Source organism: Pseudomonas sp. NPDC088444, from assembly GCF_044900175.1.
Lineage (GTDB): Bacteria > Pseudomonadota > Gammaproteobacteria > Pseudomonadales > Pseudomonadaceae > Aquipseudomonas.
On record NZ_JBJDNK010000017.1, the window covers coordinates 87,892 to 106,317 of the forward strand.

16 protein-coding genes are annotated in these 18,426 nt (G+C 59.2%); 10 read left to right on the forward strand and 6 right to left on the reverse strand.

All coding sequences use genetic code 11. The annotated features are described in order from the left end of the window. The first annotated feature begins 10 nt into the window (after positions 1–10). The 4 genes from ACI2KB_RS26320 to ACI2KB_RS26335 all read left to right on the forward strand — a co-directional run bounded on the left by ACI2KB_RS26320 (position 11) and on the right by ACI2KB_RS26335 (position 5,633). Positions 11–871 carry an endonuclease/exonuclease/phosphatase family protein gene (locus ACI2KB_RS26320; protein WP_404639527.1) on the forward strand — a complete coding sequence of 287 codons (861 nt, stop codon included), beginning with the start codon at positions 11–13 and terminating at the stop codon, positions 869–871. A gap of 28 nt (positions 872–899) precedes the next feature. After that, complete coding sequence (locus tag ACI2KB_RS26325) at positions 900–3,041, forward strand: diguanylate cyclase (protein ID WP_404639529.1); 2,142 nt, start codon at positions 900–902, stop codon at positions 3,039–3,041. A 114-nt stretch (positions 3,042–3,155) separates the two neighbouring features. Continuing rightward, positions 3,156–3,932 (forward strand): N-acetylmuramoyl-L-alanine amidase, encoded by a 777-nt coding sequence (locus tag ACI2KB_RS26330; protein WP_404639531.1) that lies wholly within the window; start codon positions 3,156–3,158, stop codon positions 3,930–3,932. Between the two features lie 81 nt (positions 3,933–4,013). Next, complete coding sequence (locus ACI2KB_RS26335) at positions 4,014–5,633, forward strand: EAL domain-containing protein (RefSeq protein ID WP_404639533.1); 1,620 nt, start codon at positions 4,014–4,016, stop codon at positions 5,631–5,633. Between the two features lie 174 nt (positions 5,634–5,807). Here the strand turns inward: ACI2KB_RS26335 and ACI2KB_RS26340 are convergent, their stop codons facing one another. After that, positions 5,808–7,595, reverse strand: coding sequence for a KinB sensor domain-containing domain (locus tag ACI2KB_RS26340; RefSeq protein WP_404639535.1), 1,788 nt, complete (start codon positions 7,593–7,595; stop codon positions 5,808–5,810). A gap of 10 nt (positions 7,596–7,605) precedes the next feature. Next, complete coding sequence (gene algB, locus ACI2KB_RS26345; RefSeq protein WP_404639537.1) at positions 7,606–8,952, reverse strand: sigma-54-dependent response regulator transcription factor AlgB; 1,347 nt, start codon at positions 8,950–8,952, stop codon at positions 7,606–7,608. Between the two features lie 266 nt (positions 8,953–9,218). On the opposite strand from algB, the gene ACI2KB_RS26350 reads away from it, so the two are divergent. The 6 genes from ACI2KB_RS26350 to ACI2KB_RS26375 all read left to right on the forward strand — a co-directional run bounded on the left by ACI2KB_RS26350 (position 9,219) and on the right by ACI2KB_RS26375 (position 14,905). Then, positions 9,219–10,073: a BON domain-containing protein gene (locus tag ACI2KB_RS26350; protein WP_404639539.1), complete on the forward strand. Its 855-nt coding sequence runs from the start codon at positions 9,219–9,221 to the stop codon at positions 10,071–10,073. 336 nt (positions 10,074–10,409) lie between these two features. Next, the gene (locus tag ACI2KB_RS26355; RefSeq protein ID WP_404639541.1) at positions 10,410–10,694 is read left to right on the forward strand and encodes a hypothetical protein; all 285 of its coding nucleotides are present in this window, start codon (positions 10,410–10,412) and stop codon (positions 10,692–10,694) included. Positions 10,695–10,784: 90 nt separating this feature from the next. After that, positions 10,785–10,949, forward strand: a complete 165-nt coding sequence (locus ACI2KB_RS26360) for a DUF1328 domain-containing protein (RefSeq protein ID WP_025257796.1) — start codon at positions 10,785–10,787, stop codon at positions 10,947–10,949. A gap of 5 nt (positions 10,950–10,954) precedes the next feature. After that, positions 10,955–11,422, forward strand: a complete 468-nt coding sequence (locus tag ACI2KB_RS26365) for an inhibitor of vertebrate lysozyme family protein (protein WP_404639543.1) — start codon at positions 10,955–10,957, stop codon at positions 11,420–11,422. A gap of 643 nt (positions 11,423–12,065) precedes the next feature. Beyond that, positions 12,066–13,397, forward strand: a complete 1,332-nt coding sequence (gene gltP / locus ACI2KB_RS26370; protein WP_404639545.1) for a glutamate/aspartate:proton symporter GltP — start codon at positions 12,066–12,068, stop codon at positions 13,395–13,397. Positions 13,398–13,666: 269 nt separating this feature from the next. Beyond that, complete coding sequence (locus tag ACI2KB_RS26375) at positions 13,667–14,905, forward strand: nucleoside recognition domain-containing protein (RefSeq protein WP_404639547.1); 1,239 nt, start codon at positions 13,667–13,669, stop codon at positions 14,903–14,905. Here ACI2KB_RS26375 and ACI2KB_RS26380 read toward each other — a convergent pair. The 4 genes from ACI2KB_RS26380 to ACI2KB_RS26395 are packed head-to-tail and all read right to left on the reverse strand — an operon-like array spanning position 14,878 to position 18,423. Continuing rightward, positions 14,878–15,516, reverse strand: a complete 639-nt coding sequence (locus ACI2KB_RS26380) for an ABC-type transport auxiliary lipoprotein family protein (protein WP_404639549.1) — start codon at positions 15,514–15,516, stop codon at positions 14,878–14,880. The genes ACI2KB_RS26375 and ACI2KB_RS26380 overlap by 28 nt on opposite strands. After that, on the reverse strand, positions 15,513–16,451 hold the full coding sequence (locus ACI2KB_RS26385; protein WP_404639597.1) for an MlaD family protein: 939 nt from the start codon (positions 16,449–16,451) through the stop codon (positions 15,513–15,515). Before ACI2KB_RS26385 ends, ACI2KB_RS26380 begins: the two co-directional genes overlap by 4 nt. After that, positions 16,451–17,257 (reverse strand): ABC transporter ATP-binding protein, encoded by an 807-nt coding sequence (locus ACI2KB_RS26390; RefSeq protein WP_404639551.1) that lies wholly within the window; start codon positions 17,255–17,257, stop codon positions 16,451–16,453. Before ACI2KB_RS26390 ends, ACI2KB_RS26385 begins: the two co-directional genes overlap by 1 nt. Continuing rightward, on the reverse strand, positions 17,254–18,423 hold the full coding sequence (locus ACI2KB_RS26395; RefSeq protein ID WP_404639553.1) for an MlaE family lipid ABC transporter permease subunit: 1,170 nt from the start codon (positions 18,421–18,423) through the stop codon (positions 17,254–17,256). Before ACI2KB_RS26395 ends, ACI2KB_RS26390 begins: the two co-directional genes overlap by 4 nt. Positions 18,424–18,426 lie beyond the last annotated feature (3 nt).

The following is an 18,426-nucleotide window of genomic DNA, read 5'->3' on the forward strand; positions in this document are numbered from 1 at the left end:
GCAGCACGACATGATGCGCTGGGGTTCTGAACGCATCGTTGCCCGACGCACACCCAAGGTCAACGAGCGTCACCTGAAGGAAACCGGCCTGCCAGCCGATGGCAGGCTTCGGTTGCTCAGCTTCAATATTCAGGTGGGCATCAGCACCGAGCGCTACCGGCATTATCTGACTCGGGGTTGGCAGCATTTGCTGCCACACAACGGTCGTGCCGGGAATCTGCAAAAAATCGGCGATCTGCTGGGCGACTACGATCTGGTCGCCCTGCAGGAAGCTGATGGCGGCAGCCTTCGCTCAGGCTACGTCAATCAGGTGGAGCACCTGGCGCAGCTCGGTTCGTTTCCGTACTGGCATCAACAGCTCAATCGCAATCTTGGACGTTTCGCCCAGCACAGCAACGGGGTGCTGAGTCGTTTGCGCCCGTGGGATATCGAAGATCATCCGTTGCCAGGCCCTGCGGGCCGCGGCGCGATCCTTATTCGTTTCGGCGAGGGTGAGGACGCTCTGGTTGTGGTGGTCATGCACCTCGCGCTGGGGGCGCGAACACGGACGCGTCAACTGGCCTACATCCGTGAATTGATTGGCGGCTACAAGCATCAGGTGCTGATGGGCGACATGAACACCCACGCCGCTGACCTGCTGGAAACCTCGCCTTTGCGCGATCTGGGCCTGTTGGCGCCACAGATCGAAGCCACCTTTCCCAGTTGGCGCCCGCAGCGCTGCCTGGATCATATTCTGCTGAGTCCTTCCCTGACACTTGAGAAAGTGCAGGTACTGGCTCAGCCCATTTCCGATCATCTGCCGGTGGCGGTGGAGATTCGCTTGCCTGCCTCATTAATTGGCGATTCACTGCCGATAACAAGCAATCAATAACAAGCAAATCCCCTCGCGGACCCTCGGAATGAGCGACGAAGCCCAACGCTGGAAAGAAAAGTACCTGAAAAGTATCGAGCAGCAGGACAAGCTCGAAAAGCGCTGGAATGCCCGTCTGGACTTGCTGCGGCGTGGTCTGGTGCGAAGCAGTCTGGCGGCCGAGGGTGCCGACAAGGCCGTTGACCAGTGCATGAAGGAAATGCGTGAGATTGTGCGCAAGGACGACATGGACGCAGGGTTGGCAGCCTTGATCCCTCGACTTGAAAAGGCCGTACTCGATTCCGAACAGCGTCGCGAGCAGCGCGTCGAGCAAATGGGTACAGCGCTGACTGCGCTGGTGACGCAATTGCAATCACTGCCATTACCTCGTGAGGTGGCCAAACCGCTCAAGCGTTTCGCCAAGAACCTTGAGGATCGGGTGACGCAGGCCCGGGAAATGCCGCTGCTGTTGAGCGAGTTGAGTGGGTTGCAGGGCAAGGCACTGGCCGAACTGGAGCATCCGGAAGCGGCCGCGCGTCCCGGATTTCTGGAGCGCTTGTTCGGTGGCCGTGAGGCGACAGAAGACGTTCCTGGCGCAGCAGAGCCGCCAGCACCCCCTCCAGCGGCAAAGCCTGCTCCAGCTTCGGATCACCACGATGAGGAGCCCGACGAGGCTGAACCTGCTGTGAAGGCGCCGCCGACACAATGGATCAACGAAGCGCCGCCCACGATCGCTGATACGTCGGCTATGGCTCCAGTGGCTAGAGAGCCCATTGTGGCAGCCGTTGAAACACCTGTTATCGCTGAGCCAGTTCCGGCTTCAGTAGAAGAGGCCGAACCCGTTGCTGTCAGTGAGCCGGTCGCCACGGAGCCTGTTGACTCCGAGCCCGTTGAAGACGCGACGGCGGTGACACCGGTCGAAGAGATTGAGGCTGCATCGCTGCCTACCGAAGTCACCTCCTCAACGGACGAGCAGGCCGTCCAGCAGGCTGAAGCTGAGGCAGAGCAATCGCTTGCGCAGGAGCCCGTCGAAGACAATCCGAGTGATGAAGATGCCGTCGAAAACGACGATGAAGCTGACGAAGCCGAAAGTGCAGAAACCGATGAAGAGGGGCCGTACGCGCTGCCCTCGTCTCCAGAGCCCAGTTACAGCTCGGTCGCGGCCCACATCGAAGAGACCTTACTGGGCCTGCTCAACGACCTGACTTTGCCTGAACACCACCGGCCGCAGGCTGAAGCCATGCGCCTTCGGTTGGAGCACGGCCTTAACTGGTACGAGCTGCTGCCGATTCTCGACGACCTCGCCGTTTTGATGCTGGCGATCACCGACAGCGGGCAGCATGAGTTCGAGCGTTATCTCAAACAGCTCAACGAACGGCTGGAATCGTTCCAGGCCAACCTTCAAGCCGCGAGCGAAGACCACGCGGGTCAGCAATCCGCGTCGCGGGAGTTGAATGAGCAATTACGGGAGCATGTAGGCGATTTGCAAACCAGCGTGCAGGAAGCGGCCGATCTCGACAGTCTGAAAAACGTTCTGGAAAGCCGACTTGAAGGCCTGCTCGGGACCATGGACGAGCACCAGAAACAGCGTGATCAACGCGAACAGGAGGTTGCATCCCGCCTTCAATCGCTGGCCAGCCGCGTGGCCACGATGGAACAGGAAGCGTTGGGTTTCCGTGCGCACCTTGAAGAGCAGCGTCAAAAAGCGCTGATAGACACCCTCACCGGCCTGCCCAATCGCGCAGCGTGGAATGAGCGGCTGGATCAAGAGATCGAACAGCTACAAAAAGACCGCTCCAGCCTGTTGCTGGGGATTCTTGACCTTGACCACTTCAAGCGCATCAACGACGGCTACGGCCATCTAGCCGGTGACAAAGTATTGAAAATTGTCGCTACCCAGTTGCAAAAGAAACTGCGAGCGGCGGATTTCATGGCGCGCTTCGGTGGCGAAGAATTCGTTGTGCTGTTGCCTCGCACGCAAATGGCAGACGGCCTCGCCTTGCTGGAGCGCATGCGGCAGACGGTCGAACAATGCCCGTTTCATTTCAAAGGTGAGCCGGTCACGATCACTGTCTCGATGGGCGTTACCACGTTCCGTCCGGGTGAGCGCAGTGATCTGGTGCTCAAACGCGCCGACCAGGCGTTGTATCGGGCCAAGGATTCGGGCCGCAATCGCATTGAGCAGGGGTAACATGGCGCACCTTTAGCGCATGAGTGCCCACCGGTGGGGTTCACAGCGTTTTTGGGCGTTGCGCTGTCATTACGTTACACTGTTGCATTATTCGCCTCAGCGTCCTGCCTTTCTATGAAGTCTTTTTACCTCCTGTGCGCCGCGCTCGTGCTCACGGCCTGTTCCAGCGGCCCGAAGCTCGATACCAGCCACCCCTCCGTCAACTTCGATAGCCGGTCGCAGTTCGTGGTGGTGCATTACACCTCCGCATCGCTGGAGCGTTCGCTGGCGCTGCTGACCCATGGTGAAGTCAGCGCGCATTATTTGATTGGCGATGGTCCGGCCACGGTGTACAAGCTGGTCGATGAAAGTCAGCGCGCGTGGCATGCCGGTGAAAGCGAATGGGAAGGTCGGACCTGGCTGAACTCCAGCAGCATCGGAATTGAAATCGTCAATCCGGGATACCGTGACACGCCAACGGGTCGTCTCTGGTATCCGTACAGCGAGGCGCAGATTCAGGCGCTGATTGTGCTGCTCAAGGACATCGTCAAACGCAACAAGATCGAACCCCGTCATGTGATCGGCCACAGTGACATCGCGCCATTGCGCAAACTCGATCCTGGTCCACTGTTCCCCTGGAAGCGTCTGGCGCAGGAAGGCCTGGGCATCTGGCCGGATGAGCAACAGGTTGCGCGGCAGCAGACACAGATGATGGGCGTGGTGCCGAGCGCCATGTGGTTCCAGCAGCAACTGGCCTTGTTGGGGTATCCGACGCCGCAGACGGGTGAGTGGGACATTGCGACGCGCCATGTGCTGGCGGCGTTCCAGATGCATTACCGGCCGCAGAAGTTCGACGGTGAGCCAGATTTGCAAAGTGCAGCTATTCTTCAGGTGCTTAACCTCAGGCATTAAATTTCCCGTGGCATCGGTATTCGGCGGGCTATTTGCGCGCTTGTTGCTATACCTCATTGGTATTCATATGGATATCGGCCGATGTTCACGGCGTCAACGCAGCTGCGCTCAGTTCTTTATCGCCCTTCGTTCCTGGCACTGCTGGCCGCGTTGTTGAGTGCTGTTGTGCTGCTGGCAGGGAGTTTCGGGCTGGCGGTGCATCAGGCCCGCCAGGAAGAAAGTGCTCAAATGAATGCACAGGGCGAGCGCTTTCTGGTGCGTCTGGAGCAATTGTTCGGCCAGTTGCGAGCCGGGCTCGATCAGCTGGAGGCCCAGCCCCTGAGGGGGTGCAGCCCGGAAATGATCGAGCAATTGCGCCAGGTCAACTCGCGCTATCGCTTCATTTATGAAGTCGCTTATGTCGACGACATTCAGTTCTGCTCCAGTTGGACCCGCCAAAGCATGATCGGCAAGCCACGCGCGCCGGACATTCGCGGACCGACCTACGATTACTGGCTCAACACCTCTACCCAACCGGACGACAACCTTGCTTCGCTGATGTTGGGGCGTGGAGAGTTTCGCGTCTCCACTTCCCGTGGGCATCTGACCGATGTCGTCGACCTGCCTGCTGGCGGGAGCCTGGTGGTGGTGCTGGATCAGGGAGCCAAAGCAGTGCCTGTGCTGGGGCCTCCTCAGAGCTGGCCGCCTACGCCGGACTGGACGCCAACCTCTGTCGAAACGCTGATCACCACGCAAGACAAGCTGATCTATCGCATGCCCACTCAAAGCCCGGAGTATCAGTTGGTGCTGATCACCCCGCGCAATGGCTTGCAGCAGAAGGTGACGGGGGCTTGGTGGATGTTGGTGCCGACCAGCCTTCTCGTGTCGCTGTGTGTCGGGATTCTGGTCTTTCAACTGGTGCGGCAACGCCAGTCATTGGGTGGCGAATTGCATGGCGCGCTGCGTCGAGGCGAATTGAAGGTGTTGTACCAGCCCATTTTCGATCTCAACACGCGTCTGTGTGTCGGGGCTGAAGCGCTGGTGCGCTGGCGACGACCCGATGGCACGCTGACCAGCCCGGACCTGTTTATCCCCCTCGCTGAAAACACCGGGCAGATCCGGCAAATCACGGATTTCGTGTTGCAGCAATTGCTGGAGCAACTCGGCCAGTTGCTGCGCGCCAACCCTCATTTATATGTGTCGGTCAATCTTGCCGCGTGCGACGTCATGGCCCCACGCATTGGTCGGGTCACGGCGAAACTGCTGGCATTGCATCGCGTCGCACCTCGGCAAATCGCGTTTGAGGTGACCGAGCGAGGGTTGGTCGATGTCGTGGTCGCGCGCAATCATCTTCAGTCGCTGCGTGACCGAGGCCACCAAGTGCTGATCGATGATTTTGGTACGGGTTATTGCAGTCTCGCCTATCTGCAAACGCTGCCGGTGGATTGTTTGAAAATCGACAAGGCGTTTATTGACGCGCTCGGACATGATGCAGCCAGCAGCGGCGTAGCGCCCCACATCATTCGTATGGCCCACGCGCTGGATCTGCGGGTGATTGCCGAAGGGATCGAGTTCGAGTCCCAGGCTCTGTTGCTCAAGAGCGAGGGGGTCGTGTATGGGCAAGGCTGGCTGTTTGCGCGGCCTTTGAGCGCTGCCAAGTTTACTGAGCTGGTCACCGGCGGCAGACGCAATGCGCCACGTCGTGCGGATGATGTGGCGTGATGGTGCCGGTAATGGGCGCTATTGATGTGGGAGCCGCCTTGGTGGCGAAAGCGTCAGATCAGCCGATGACATTGTTTGCAGGCACACCGCTTCGCCAGCAAGCCGGCCCACGATGCGGGGTATCGATCACGGTGCGTTTGCCTGACATTGACGCCAAATGCGGAACATAGGTAGTTACAACGGCAACGCCATATAAAACTGTGTCCCCTGCCCGGGGCGTGAGTACACGCCCATCCGCCCGCCGTGCAACTGCACGATCTCCTTGCAGAGCGCCAGCCCAAGGCCCGCGCCGCCTTTCTTGCGTCCGACTTGCACAAACGGTTCGAAAATCCGGGCTTGCTGGCCGTAGGCGATACCTTCGCCGTTGTCTTCGACACTGATGATCAAGCGCTCGCCATGGCGTCTTGCCTGCAACCGAATCAGTCCGGATTGCGGTGTATGGCGCAGCGCGTTATCCAGCAGGTTATCCAGCACACGTTCCAGTTGCGACTTGTCCGCCTGTAAGCGTGGCAGCGGCTCTTGCATGTCCAGTTGCACCATCACGTCCTGTTCCAGCGCCGTATCCGCAAAGCGCTGGCGAGCCTCAGTGAGCAGCTCGCTGACATCACACGGCGCGAGCGTCAGTTTTTGCAGGCCGTTCTGGTAGCGCGAGAAGTTCAGCAAGTCGTTGATCAACTGCATCAAGCGCTGCATCTCTTCATTCACGGTGTCCAGCAGATCGGTTTCGCGAGAGTCCGGGGCAAAGTGCACGCGCTCCCGCAGCAAGCCGAATGCCATATGCATGCCGGTGACCGGTGTACGCAGCTCATGGGAGGCGCGCAGAACGAATTCGCTGCGTACGCGTTCAAAGGCGCGCTGCTCGGTCACATCATGCAACACCATGACTGCGCCGAGGATATGGCCTTTGGTGTGGCTGACCGGTGTGAGGCTATAGGTCAGCAGGCGGGTTTCACCATCTATTTCAATCGACAGGTCTTCCGGCGCCCGCTCCAGGGTGCCGCCGCGCAGGACCAAATACAGTTGCTCGTCCAGTTCCGGTCGTTGCAAAGCCTCGCCCAGACCTTGCCCTAGCCGCCCCTCTTCCCATCCCAGCTGCCTTTGCGCTACCGGGTTCAAGTGTTCCAGTCGCCCTTGCCGGTCAATCATCAACAGGCCGTCGTCAATACTGTCGAGCACCGCTTGTAGCCGTTGCTGCCCCGCCAGCAACTCGTCTACGTTGGTGACCTGATGCTGACGCAAAGCCTCAGCCATGATCCCGAACCGTCGAGTCAATTGGTTCATTTCCGCGGCCGACGATATAGGCAGCGTTACCTCGAAATTACCCTGCCCGATTTTGTCCGCTGCCGTGGCCAGCGCCTCGATGGGCGCGCCAAAGCGTCGTGCGATGCCATGGGCGGTGATGAAGCCGATGGCCAGCACCGCCAGACCCACCAACCCCAATAGCGCTGCCACCCACAATGCACGGGTGCGTGACGCACTTTCCGCTTGGCTGATATTTTCCAGCGCCTGCCGATGAGCATCGAGCAGCCCGTTGCGCAACGCATTGAAGGCGTCAGTGACGGCCTTGTCATCACTCATCGCGTTCTCGGCGTCATTGGCGTCTTGCAACGCTTTCAGAAACTGCGCGTAATCCTGGCGCGCCTTCTCGAAGCTGCTGTGGGCGTTCGTCTGCTGATCGTGGTCGATTCCCTGATCCAGCAGGACCTGAAACTGAGCCTGATATTGGTGCAGCAGGGCTTCGTCCGGCTTGTCCTTGAGCAGCATCACCAATTGGTCGCCCAGGTTCTGACGAAGTTTGAGGCCTATATCCAGCGTTAGGAAGTTTTGCCGAACCAGGTCTTCCTGAGACTTGGCCATCTGCATGACGCTGACCAAACCCAGCAAAAGCCCCAGCAACGCGACGGTGATCAGCGCAGAAATGCTGAGGAACAGTCGCGTGCGCAACTTCATCGTGAACTTCATGGGCGATCGGTCACAGATTGTACTGTTTGCGTTTGCGGTACAGCGTCGACGCGTCGATCCCCAGCGTTCGCGCGGCCTGATCCAGTGTATCGCTGGTCGCCAGCACGGCGCCGATGTGGGCTTTTTCCAGCTCGTCCAAGCTCAACGGCGCGCCAATCCGGGGTGCATTGTTGGTCGGCTGATCGCCCATGCCCAGGTGGCTGACTTCGACTTTTTCTTGCGGGCAGATAATGCTTGCCCGTTCGATCACGTTGCGCAGCTCGCGGATATTGCCTGGCCAGCGATAGTTGATCAGTGCACTGCGCGCATCGTCACTGAAGCCCCGCGCCGGGCGGCCATAATCCTTGACGAAGCGCGCCAGGAAACGATCAGCCAGTGTCAGGATGTCTTCACCCCGCTCGCGCAACGGCGGCAGGTGCAACGTGATGACGTTCAGGCGATACAGCAAGTCTTCACGGAAACGCCCTTCGCGCACCATGTCTTCCAGGTTCAGATTGGTGGCTGCCAGAATTCGCACGTCAGCGCGGCGGGTCACGGGATCGCCGACGCGCTCATACTCCTTGTCCTGAATGAAACGCAGCAGCTTGGGCTGCAAAGTCAGTGGGAAATCGCCGATTTCATCGAGGAACAATGTACCGCCGTCTGCCTGATTTACCCGGCCAAGAGTGCTCTCACTGGCCCCCGTGAACGCGCCACGGCTGTGGCCGAACAATTCGCTTTCCATCAGTTCGGCGGTCAACGACGGACAGTTGATGGTGACACAGGCCTTTTTCGCCCGTTTGCTCCAGCCGTGAATAGCACGAGCCAGCTCGCCCTTACCGGTCCCTGACTCGCCGAGGATCAGGATGTTGGCGTCGGTGTTGGCCACCTGACGGGCGGTTTCCAGAATCGCCATCATCGATGGACTGTGAGAGTCCAGACCGTCCTTCGGCTTGCGCACCTCACCTTCCAGCGCTTCGAGGCGGGCGGACAACTGACGCACTTCCAACTGTTTGGCGGTCGCCAAGCGCAATTGATCCGGGCTGCACGGCTTGACCAGATAATCCGCCGCACCGGCCTGAATCGCATCGACGGCGGTGTCCACGGCTGAGTGCGCGGTCACGATCACCACCCGCATCCAAGGCGCTTGAATGCGCATTTGCGCCAATACGTCGAGACCGTTGTCTTCGCCCAGACGCAGGTCCAGAAAGCACACGTCGAATACTTGACGTTGCAACAGCGCCTCAGCCTGCGCCGCGCTGTTGGCGGTGGCGACGCTGTAACCCTCATCTTCCAGACAATAGCGGAAGGTGCGAAGGATGGCGGATTCATCATCCACAAGCAGAATACGGCCCTGATTCTCAGTGGCTGCTTCCATTTTTCCTACGCTCCTAAGTGAATTGTCTTGGTTAGTCCCGGAAAGATCGGGCAAGTTGCATGGTTCATTCTGATTGATTCAGCGCGCTGGATGGTAGCGATCTGCCAAAAAATCAAACATTTCGCTGATCTACGGCCTTCTGCGTCGAAAAACTGTCTGGCGAATGAGACTGGAGCTGTCGTTTGCGATGCCGCAGGCCGATAGAACGTCTGGGAGAATGCCAAGTCTCTTCAGTAGTCACCTTTGTCACTGTCTGGAGATTCGTCATGCACCCGCTGAAGAACGTCGCGCTGATCATTGCCACCACCAGCCTGCTGGGAATGACCCCTGCCATTGCCCAGGCCGCTCAAGGCGACCTGCAAACGCAATTGGCTCAAGCGCGTCAGGAAGGCTCGATCTGGACGGCGTTTGCGCTCAACCGCCACCTCAGCCCATTCAACATCGGCGTGAACGTCGAACAGGGCACTGCGACCTTGACGGGCAAGGTGGAAAATCAGGTCGACAAGGACTTGGCCACGCAAATCGCAGGTGACACCCAAGGCATCAACAAGGTTGACAACCAGTTGCAGATTGACCCGCAGGTCGCCGCCGAGCCGGGTACCAAGGCCAACATGGCGCAGCGTTTCGATGACGCGACGCTGGTCGCGACGATCAAATCCAAGCTGTTGTGGAACAGCGTGACCGAGGGCTTGAACATCGAGGTTTCGGCGGCGCAAGGCGTTGTGACGCTCAAGGGACAGGCCAGGGACGCCGACGCCAAGCAGCTTGCAGGGAGCCTGGCGAGCAACACCGATGGTGTGACCGAAGTGAACAACCTGATCAGCCTCAGCGCACGCGACACCCAGACCATCAAGGAGCAGAGCGAGGCCCAGGCCAACAGCGTGCGTGAAGAGTTCAGCGACGCGTGGATTACCAGCAAGGTCAAATCCAGTCTTATTTATAGCCGTACCTTGGATGGTCTGAACATCAAGGTCGAGACCAAGGCTGGAGTGGTGAGTCTGGACGGTGTGGTGGCCAATTACGCCGAGAAAGAGCTGGCGGTGGAAATCGCTCGCAATATTCGTGGGGTCAAGGGTGTGGATGCGGACACCTTGCGCGTGACGGCGCGCAGTGCGGGGTAACCACTCCCAAATTCTATGTTGCAGGGTCGAGCGCTTTCGCCAGCAAGCCGGCTCCCACAGGTTTAGCGTTGAAGATGAGATTTCGATTCGGCGCGGTACTTGTGGGAGCCGGCTTGCTGGCGAATGCGGATGACAGGTCATGATCCAGGTCGTGCAATTCGCACGACGCCAAGTGTTCAATCGTGCAGCTTGCTTGTAAGACGCTTCCTGATAAATCATTCAAGTTATTGATTAATAAAGATTTTATTGATCAAAAAAAGCTGGCACACAGGCTGCAATATCTTCGGTAACTAAGGTCTTTATTACTGGCCGACAAGATTATCCGGAGCTCTTTGAATGAACACTCAACGTCTAGCCGCCCTGCGTATCTCCCCACTGCATTTGCAGCAGGGCCTGTTCGCCAGCCTGGCGTTGATGATCACCCTGATCGTTGTTCAACAGGTCGCGCACTGGACGCAAAAACAGGAAATGTCCTCGATCCATCCGATCTACATCCACAGCGCACCTTTGGCCAAGGCCAGTGCGCTCAAGGCCACGGATGTCGGGATGAACACGCAATCGGTTGAAGGCGCGGCGGCTGCCATCGAAGAAGCGCCGCGCCAGCAGAGTTGGGTTTTCTGACCCCAAAGGTGGCAGAAGCACAACCTACGTCGAGGGCCGAGCCGGACACCTCGCGGCAGTTAGAAATTAAAAACAGTAAGGAGAATCACCATGTTGAGCTGGGCTATCACATTTCTGATCATCGCCATCGTCGCAGCGGTACTGGGCTTCGGTGGTATCGCAGGCACCGCCACGGGTATCGCCAAGATTCTCTTTATTGTGTTCCTGGTGATGTTCGTCGTGTCGTTCTTCTTTGGCCGTCGCGGTCGGGGCTGACCATCATGGCTGGCAAGCATTTCCATGCACTGACGCTGGCGTTTTTGACAAGCGCCAGCGCCACAGCCATGGCCGCCAACGACGGGCAGGCGCGGGTTAATGAATTGCTAAGTTCAGACCCTGAATACCGTCAGACCTGGTCGGGCGTTGTGAAGAAAGAGGAACGTTTGCCCGATTGGGTGATCAATCTGTCCGGTACGTCGGATCAGATGAATGCGGTGACCGAGGACGGTGACAAATACCTGGTAGGGCCTCTCTGCGAAACCCAGGACACGTGCATCAATAAACGGCTCATCGTGGCGTTCAGTCTGGACAAGTCGCACGCCTACGCCATGTTGGTTGAGGTCCCTGCGGGGCTTCCCGCCGACAAGTCGCCGACACGGCACGCGGATTATCGTTTCCTTGGCAAGCCTGATGAGGGAATGCAAGGCCTGCTGAGGGAGCAGTTGAAGAAAGATCCGAACTGGTACTGATTCAGATGAAGGAAGACCGAAAGCGTGGGGTCTTCCCGAACGTCGCGCAACCCGAGGAAGGTCTGCGCGTGACCAAGGGGCCGGGACGTTATGACCAATGGAGTGGTCGCAGCGACCTAAGTGCACAGGGAGTGCTCTCATACGTGGGCCGGGTCAGGAAGCCGCAACGCAAGTCCATCGTTGGATGGCCACCAAGCTGTCATCTGATCGTGGGCTTGCGACGCGCAAAACTTGGCGACCGTATATCGCGAAAATTTTCCTTCCCCATGACGTTTCTGCCGTATGTGACTCATTTGTCACTTGCGTCATCTGAATGTCCCTTCACTGCGCTACAGGCGACGATTTAGCCACTTCCCAGCATAAATTTGCTCATCGCAACGGCCTCATTTTGAGGCGAAATTACCTAAGTCTTTGATTTGACTCATACCGATTCGGCATGAGGTAGGCATTTACGGCATTAGACGTTGGCAGTCTTGATGGGAATAGTTGCGCCCTTTTTCCGCCTGCCGAGAGCTTGGACGCTCGTTTGCAGAGACCTTCTGGACAGATCCAAGGGCACCCGCCCCTCGCTATTGCTTCACAAGAGCAATCGCTGAGTGCGTCGGTGAGAACTGTCCATGCCAACTACAACAAAGGTAATGACATGAAGAAGGCAAAACTGAGCCTCGCCTGGCAGATCCTGATCGGTTTGGTGCTGGGTATCACCCTGGGCGCCGTCCTCAACCACTTCAGCGCCGAGAAGGCCTGGTGGATCAGCAACATTCTGCAACCTGCGGGCGATATCTTCATTCGTCTGATCAAGATGATCGTCATCCCGATTGTGATCTCGTCGCTGGTCGTCGGTATTGCAGGTGTGGGGGATGCGAAGAAACTGGGCCGTATTGGCCTGAAGACCATCATCTACTTCGAAATCGTCACCACGATTGCCATCGTTGTCGGCCTGCTGCTGGCCAATGTGTTCCATCCGGGCACCGGCATCGACATGAGCACGCTGGGCACCGTGGACATCTCGCAATATGAGAAAACCACTGCCGAAGTGCAGCACGATCACGCGTTCATCGCGACGATCCTCAACCTGATTCCTTCGAACATCTTCGCAGCCGTTGCCCGTGGCGACATGCTGCCGATCATCTTCTTCTCGGTGTTTTTCGGTCTGGGCCTGTCCAGCCTGAACGCCGAAGTGCGTGAGCCGCTGGTCAAGGTGTTCCAGGGCGTATCGGAAACCATGTTCAAGGTCACCCACATAATCATGAACTACGCGCCGATTGGTGTTTTCGCGCTGATCGCCGTCACCGTCGCCAACTTCGGCTTCGCCTCGCTGCTGCCACTGGCCAAGCTGGTGATCCTGGTTTACGTCGCCATCGCCTTCTTTGCGTTCGTGGTGCTGGGCCTGGTGGCGCGCTTGTTCGGCTTCTCAGTCATCAAGCTGATGCGCATCTTCAAGGATGAGCTGGTGCTGGCCTACTCCACTGCCAGCTCCGAAACCGTGCTGCCGCGCGTGATCGAGAAGATGGAAGCCTACGGCGCGCCGAAAGCCATCAGCAGCTTCGTGGTGCCGACGGGCTACTCGTTCAACCTTGATGGTTCGACCCTGTACCAGAGCATCGCGGCGCTGTTCATCGCGCAGTTGTATGGCATCGATCTGTCCATCGGCCAGCAAGTGATGCTGGTGTTGACCCTGATGGTCACCTCCAAAGGCATCGCTGGTGTGCCGGGCGTTTCCTTCGTGGTACTGCTGGCGACATTGGGCAGCGTGGGCATTCCGCTGGAAGGCCTGGCGTTCATTGCCGGTGTCGATCGCATCATGGACATGGCGCGCACCGCCCTGAACGTGATCGGCAACGCCCTGGCCGTGCTGGTCATCGCCCGTTGGGAAGGCATGTACGACGAGGCCAAAGGCGAGCGTTACTGGAATTCGCTGCCGCACTGGCGCAGCAAGGAATCGGTGCCAGCGGTTCAATCGACGGTTGATTGATTGCGGCATCGCTTGAACACAAACCCCGGCCTGTCCGGGGTTTGTTGTTTTGGGAGAACTCAGGGTCTGCGCCATACCCCTGTGGGAGCCGGCTTGCTGGCGAAAGCAGTGTGTCAGCCATGGATAAGCTGACTGATCCACCGCATTCGCCAGCAAGCCGGCTCCCACAATGAGCAATCCATGCCCTCAGGGGCTTACCAATACAACCAAGGGTTTGTTGTTTCGCCCCCCGCCGCTATCATCCCCGCATCGTGTGAGGGGGTTTGCTGATGCTCAATGGCCTGTGGCTTGGTTTTTTCGTGGTCGCGGCGGTTTCCGCGCTGGCCCAGTGGCTGGTGGGTGGCAACGCCGGGATTTTCGCGGCCATGGTCGAGAGTATCTTTGCGATGGCCAAGCTGTCGGTGGAAGTGATGGTGCTGCTGTTCGGCACCCTGACCCTGTGGTTGGGCTTTCTGAACATCGCGGAAAAGGCCGGGATCGTCGATTGGCTCGGCAAAGTCCTCGCACCGCTGTTTCATCGCCTGATGCCGGAAGTCCCGCGCGGCCATCCGGCATTGGGGCTGATCACCCTCAACTTCGCCGCTAACGCCCTCGGTCTGGACAACGCCGCCACGCCCATCGGCCTGAAGGCCATGCGCTCGTTGCAAGAGTTGAACCCCAGCCAGACCGTTGCCAGTAACGCGCAGATCCTGTTTCTGGTGCTCAACGCCTCCTCGCTGACCCTGCTGCCGGTGACCATCTTCATGTACCGCGCCCAGCAAGGCGCGGTCGACCCGACCATGGTGTTCCTGCCGATCCTGTTGGCGACCAGCGCCTCGACCCTGGTGGGCCTTCTGTCGGTAGCGTTCATGCAGCGCCTGCGGTTGTGGGATCCGGTGGTGCTCGCTTACCTCGTTCCCGGCGCGCTGCTGCTGGGCGGCTTCATGGCGATGCTCGCCGGGCTGTCGGCCACTGCGCTGGCAAGCCTGTCCTCGGTGCTGGGCAACGTCACTCTGTTCGGCATCATCATGCTGTTTCTGATGGTGGGCGCGCTGCGTAAGGTCAAGGTGTACGAAACCTTCGTCGAAGGCGCGAAAGAAGGCTTCGACGTGGCGAAGAATCTGCTGCCGTATCTGGTGGCGATGCTTTGCGCGGTTGGCGTGTTGCGAGCTTCGGGGGCGCTGGATCTGCTTCTGGAAGGGATTCGCCACGCGATTCAGTGGATGGGGCTGGACACCCGTTTTGTCGATGCTCTGCCCACAGCGCTGGTCAAGCCGTTCTCTGGCAGTGCCGCCCGGGCAATGTTGATCGAAACGATGAAGACCCAAGGCGTCGACAGCTTCCCTGCCCTCGTGGCCGCGACGATTCAAGGCAGCACCGAAACCACTTTCTATGTGTTGGCGGTGTATTTCGGCGCCGTGGGCATTCAGCGCGCGCGCCATGCGGTGGGTTGCGCGCTGCTGGCTGAGTTGTCTGGTGTGATCGCCGCAATTTTTGTCTGCTACTGGTTCTTCGGCTCAGCGGTGTAATGCCGCTGGCCTTGCTCCAGCGTCCATTGCAGCACTTGGGCGGTCAGCGTGTCGCTGGCCTGCCCGAAGCTTCCTACAACCGCTGAGACCTGTTTATCAGCCACCGGCTGGTGGACTTCGAAACGACGGCTGGCGATGATCCGCTGACGTTCATCCGCCAGCCGTGCATCCAGGCGAATCACCACTTCAATGGCTTGCCCTTTGTATTCGCTCTGAAACGCCTGCAACTCCCCGCTCAGCTCGAAATCCGCCTGCAAATTGCTGTCATCGGTGCTGATGGACTGCACTCGACCATCACGATAGAACCCGTCTGTCAGCCGGTTGCGCAACAGCACGGGCGCCGGGTCGCTCCAGCGCGCGCCTTTATAACTGCTGATCACGTCACCCTGTGGGATGACCGCGATGCGCGAGCTGTCGAGGGTTTCACTGGCTTTGGGCCGCGCCACGCGCAGCGACCATGGCACAGGTGTCGCGGCCTTGGTGGCGGTCGAGGCCGTTGGCAGGCGGTAGACGTCCAGCGGCTCCGACTTGGGCAAAATCGAACAGGCCGCCATGGACGCCAGCGCGCCTGCCAGCAACAACCGAGTGAAGAAAAAACGGGCAAGCCTCATGGCTCGAACTCCTTGTTCTTGTCGCTACCGAGCAGGTAGCCGCTGGGGTTGGCGTTCAGGCTGCGGGAAATGGTCTTGAGCGAGGCCAGCGTTTCCCGCAATTCGCGGATCGCCGGGCCGAGTTCGTTCAGGCCTTGCAAGCCGCCATCGACCGATTCCTTATTGGCCTTGATCAGCCGGTTGATGGTGTCCGTGCTTTCTTGCAGCGACACCATCGCTGCCTGGCCAGTGGCGATGGCCTGCTTACCGTCGACCGTGAACAGCACGTTGGCGTTGCGCATCGCGGTGGAGGTTTGATCCAGTGTTGCACTGGCCTGTTTGCTCAGTGCCAGCAGGTTTTTGAGCGTCTGGCGGATGTCTTCGCGTTGATCGGTGATCACCGCCGTGGTTTGCTCCAGATGCGCCATGGTGTTGCTCAGCGCTTGCACGTTCTTGGACGACAACAGCTCGTTGGCGTTGTGCAGCAGCGTATTGATCCCGGTGAGCAGGTCGTTGCTGTCATTGAGCAAGCGCGAAATCGGTGAGGGCGAGGCAATGATCTCTGGCAGCTTGCCGTCATCACCCTTGAGGGGTTCGCTTTGAGGCGTGCCGCCACTGAGCTGAATGATCGAAGTGCCCGTGATCCCGGCCAGGGCGAGTTTGGCGAAGGTGTCGCGTTTGATCGGGGTTTCTCCGGCGACGCGAATCTGCGCCAGCACGCGGCGAGGGTCCTGCGGGTCGAGGCGCAGGTTGACCACGTCACCGACCTTGATGCCGTTGTACTGCACAGGGCTGCCACGGGACAGACCGGTCACGGCCTCGTTGAACACGACCTGATAATCCTTGAACGCGGTGTCGACGCTGGACTTGGCCAGCCATAAACCGAACAGCAGCGCGGCGGCGACCACGATCACCGTGAACAGGCCAATCAAGACGTGATGGGCGCGGGTTTCCATCATGAGACCTCGTGAGGGTGGGTGGCCGCAGCATAGGCCGAACGGCCTCGAGGGCCATGAAAGTATTCGTGAATCCAGTCGTCCTTGAAGGCCGACACCTTGTCGATGCTGTCGGCCACCAGCACGCGCTTTTGTGCGAGCACGGCGACCCGGTCAGTGATGGTGTAAAGGGTGTCCAGGTCGTGGGTGACCATGAACACGCTCAGGCCCAGCGCGTCGCGCAGGGTCAGGATCAACTGATCGAACGCGCCAGCGCCAATCGGGTCGAGGCCCGCTGTGGGTTCGTCGAGGAACAGAATGTCCGGGTCCAGCGCCAAAGCGCGAGCGAGGGCCGCCCGTTTGATCATGCCCCCCGACAGCGACGCCGGGTATTTGTGGGCGGCCGACAGCGGCAATCCGGACAGGGCCATTTTGATCCCGGCCAGATGCTCGGCCTCTTCGCGGCTCAACCCGGCGTGTTCGATCAGCGGCAGCGCGACGTTCTCGGTGATGGTCAGCGACGAAAACAACGCGCCTTTCTGAAACAGCACGCCGAAACGTCGTTCAACCTGCGAACGCTCTTTGTACGGCAGATTCAGCAAGTCCTTACCAAGCACCTGAACGTTACCTTCAGCGGGTTGCTGCAATCCGACAATGCTGCGCATCAACACTGACTTGCCGCTGCCCGAGCCGCCGACCACGGCGAGGATTTCCCCGCGATAAAGGTCCAGATCAAGGTTTTGATGCACCACCTGCGGGCCAAAGCGGTTGCACAGGCCTCGCACCTGAATCACCGCTTCGCTGGGATTAACGCAACGTCGGGTCACCAGCCCATCTCCATGAAGAACATCGCGGCCACTGCATCCAGCACAATGACCACGAAAATCGACTGCACCACGGCGGAGGTGGTGTGAGCGCCCACCGATTCGGCGCTGCCCTCCACCTTGAAGCCTTCCAGGCAACCGATCGCGGCAATAAAGAAGGCGAAGATCGGCGCTTTGACGATCCCCACCAGGAAATGCTGCACGCCGATGTCGGCCTGCATCAGCGACAGAAACATCGCAGGCGAGATGTCGAGCGACAGCGCGCAGACCACGCCCCCACCGACGATGCCGCAGAGCATGGCCAGAAACGTCAGCATCGGCAGTGAGATGAGCAGCGCCAGCACGCGGGGCAGCACCAGCATTTCGGTAGGACTCAGTCCCAATGTGCGCAGGGCATCGAGTTCTTCATTGGCTTTCATCGAGCCGATTTGCGCCGTGAAGGCGCTGGCAGTGCGGCCCGCGAGGAGGATTGCTGTCAGTAGTACGGCAAACTCGCGTAGAAACGAAAAGCCGATCAGATCGACCGTAAAGATCGTCGCGCCAAAGGCCTTGAGCACCGTGGCTCCGAGAAACGCCACAACCGCGCCGACCATGAAGGTCAGCAGCGCGACGATGGGCGCAGCGTCCAGTCCGATCTGTTCGATGTGAGCGATGACCGACGTAGTGCGCCAGCGCTTGGGGCGAACCATCGTGGTGACGAAGCTTTGCAGGATCAGCCCGATGAAACCCAGCAGCTGCAGGGTGTCTTTCCAGACCACTTCAACCGCCGATCCGATCCGAGCCAGCAACTGCGTGCCAACGGCGACTTCGGGATCTTTCATGGGCTGGCAGTAATCGCACAGCGCACTTTGAATGGTTTGCATCAGCGCGCGGCTGGATTCCGGCAGGTTGGGCGCCTGCACCGCCAACAATCTCAGGCGCTGAACGCCCAGCAGTTCAACCAACAATGAGGCCCCCGCAGTGTCCAGCGCACCCAGATCGCTCATGTCCACTTGCGTGGCCGGACTGAAGCCGTCGCTCAATGCATCGGTTTGGCGCTTGAGTTCGTGGTAGTGGGCGAGCGTCCAGTCTCCGGTAATCCACATCTGAGTGGGATTGGTCGAAGTGTCCAGTCGGACGCTGCCGCATGCCTTGGGCGATGGGTGGGCGAGGCTGATAGATGGGGTCATAGC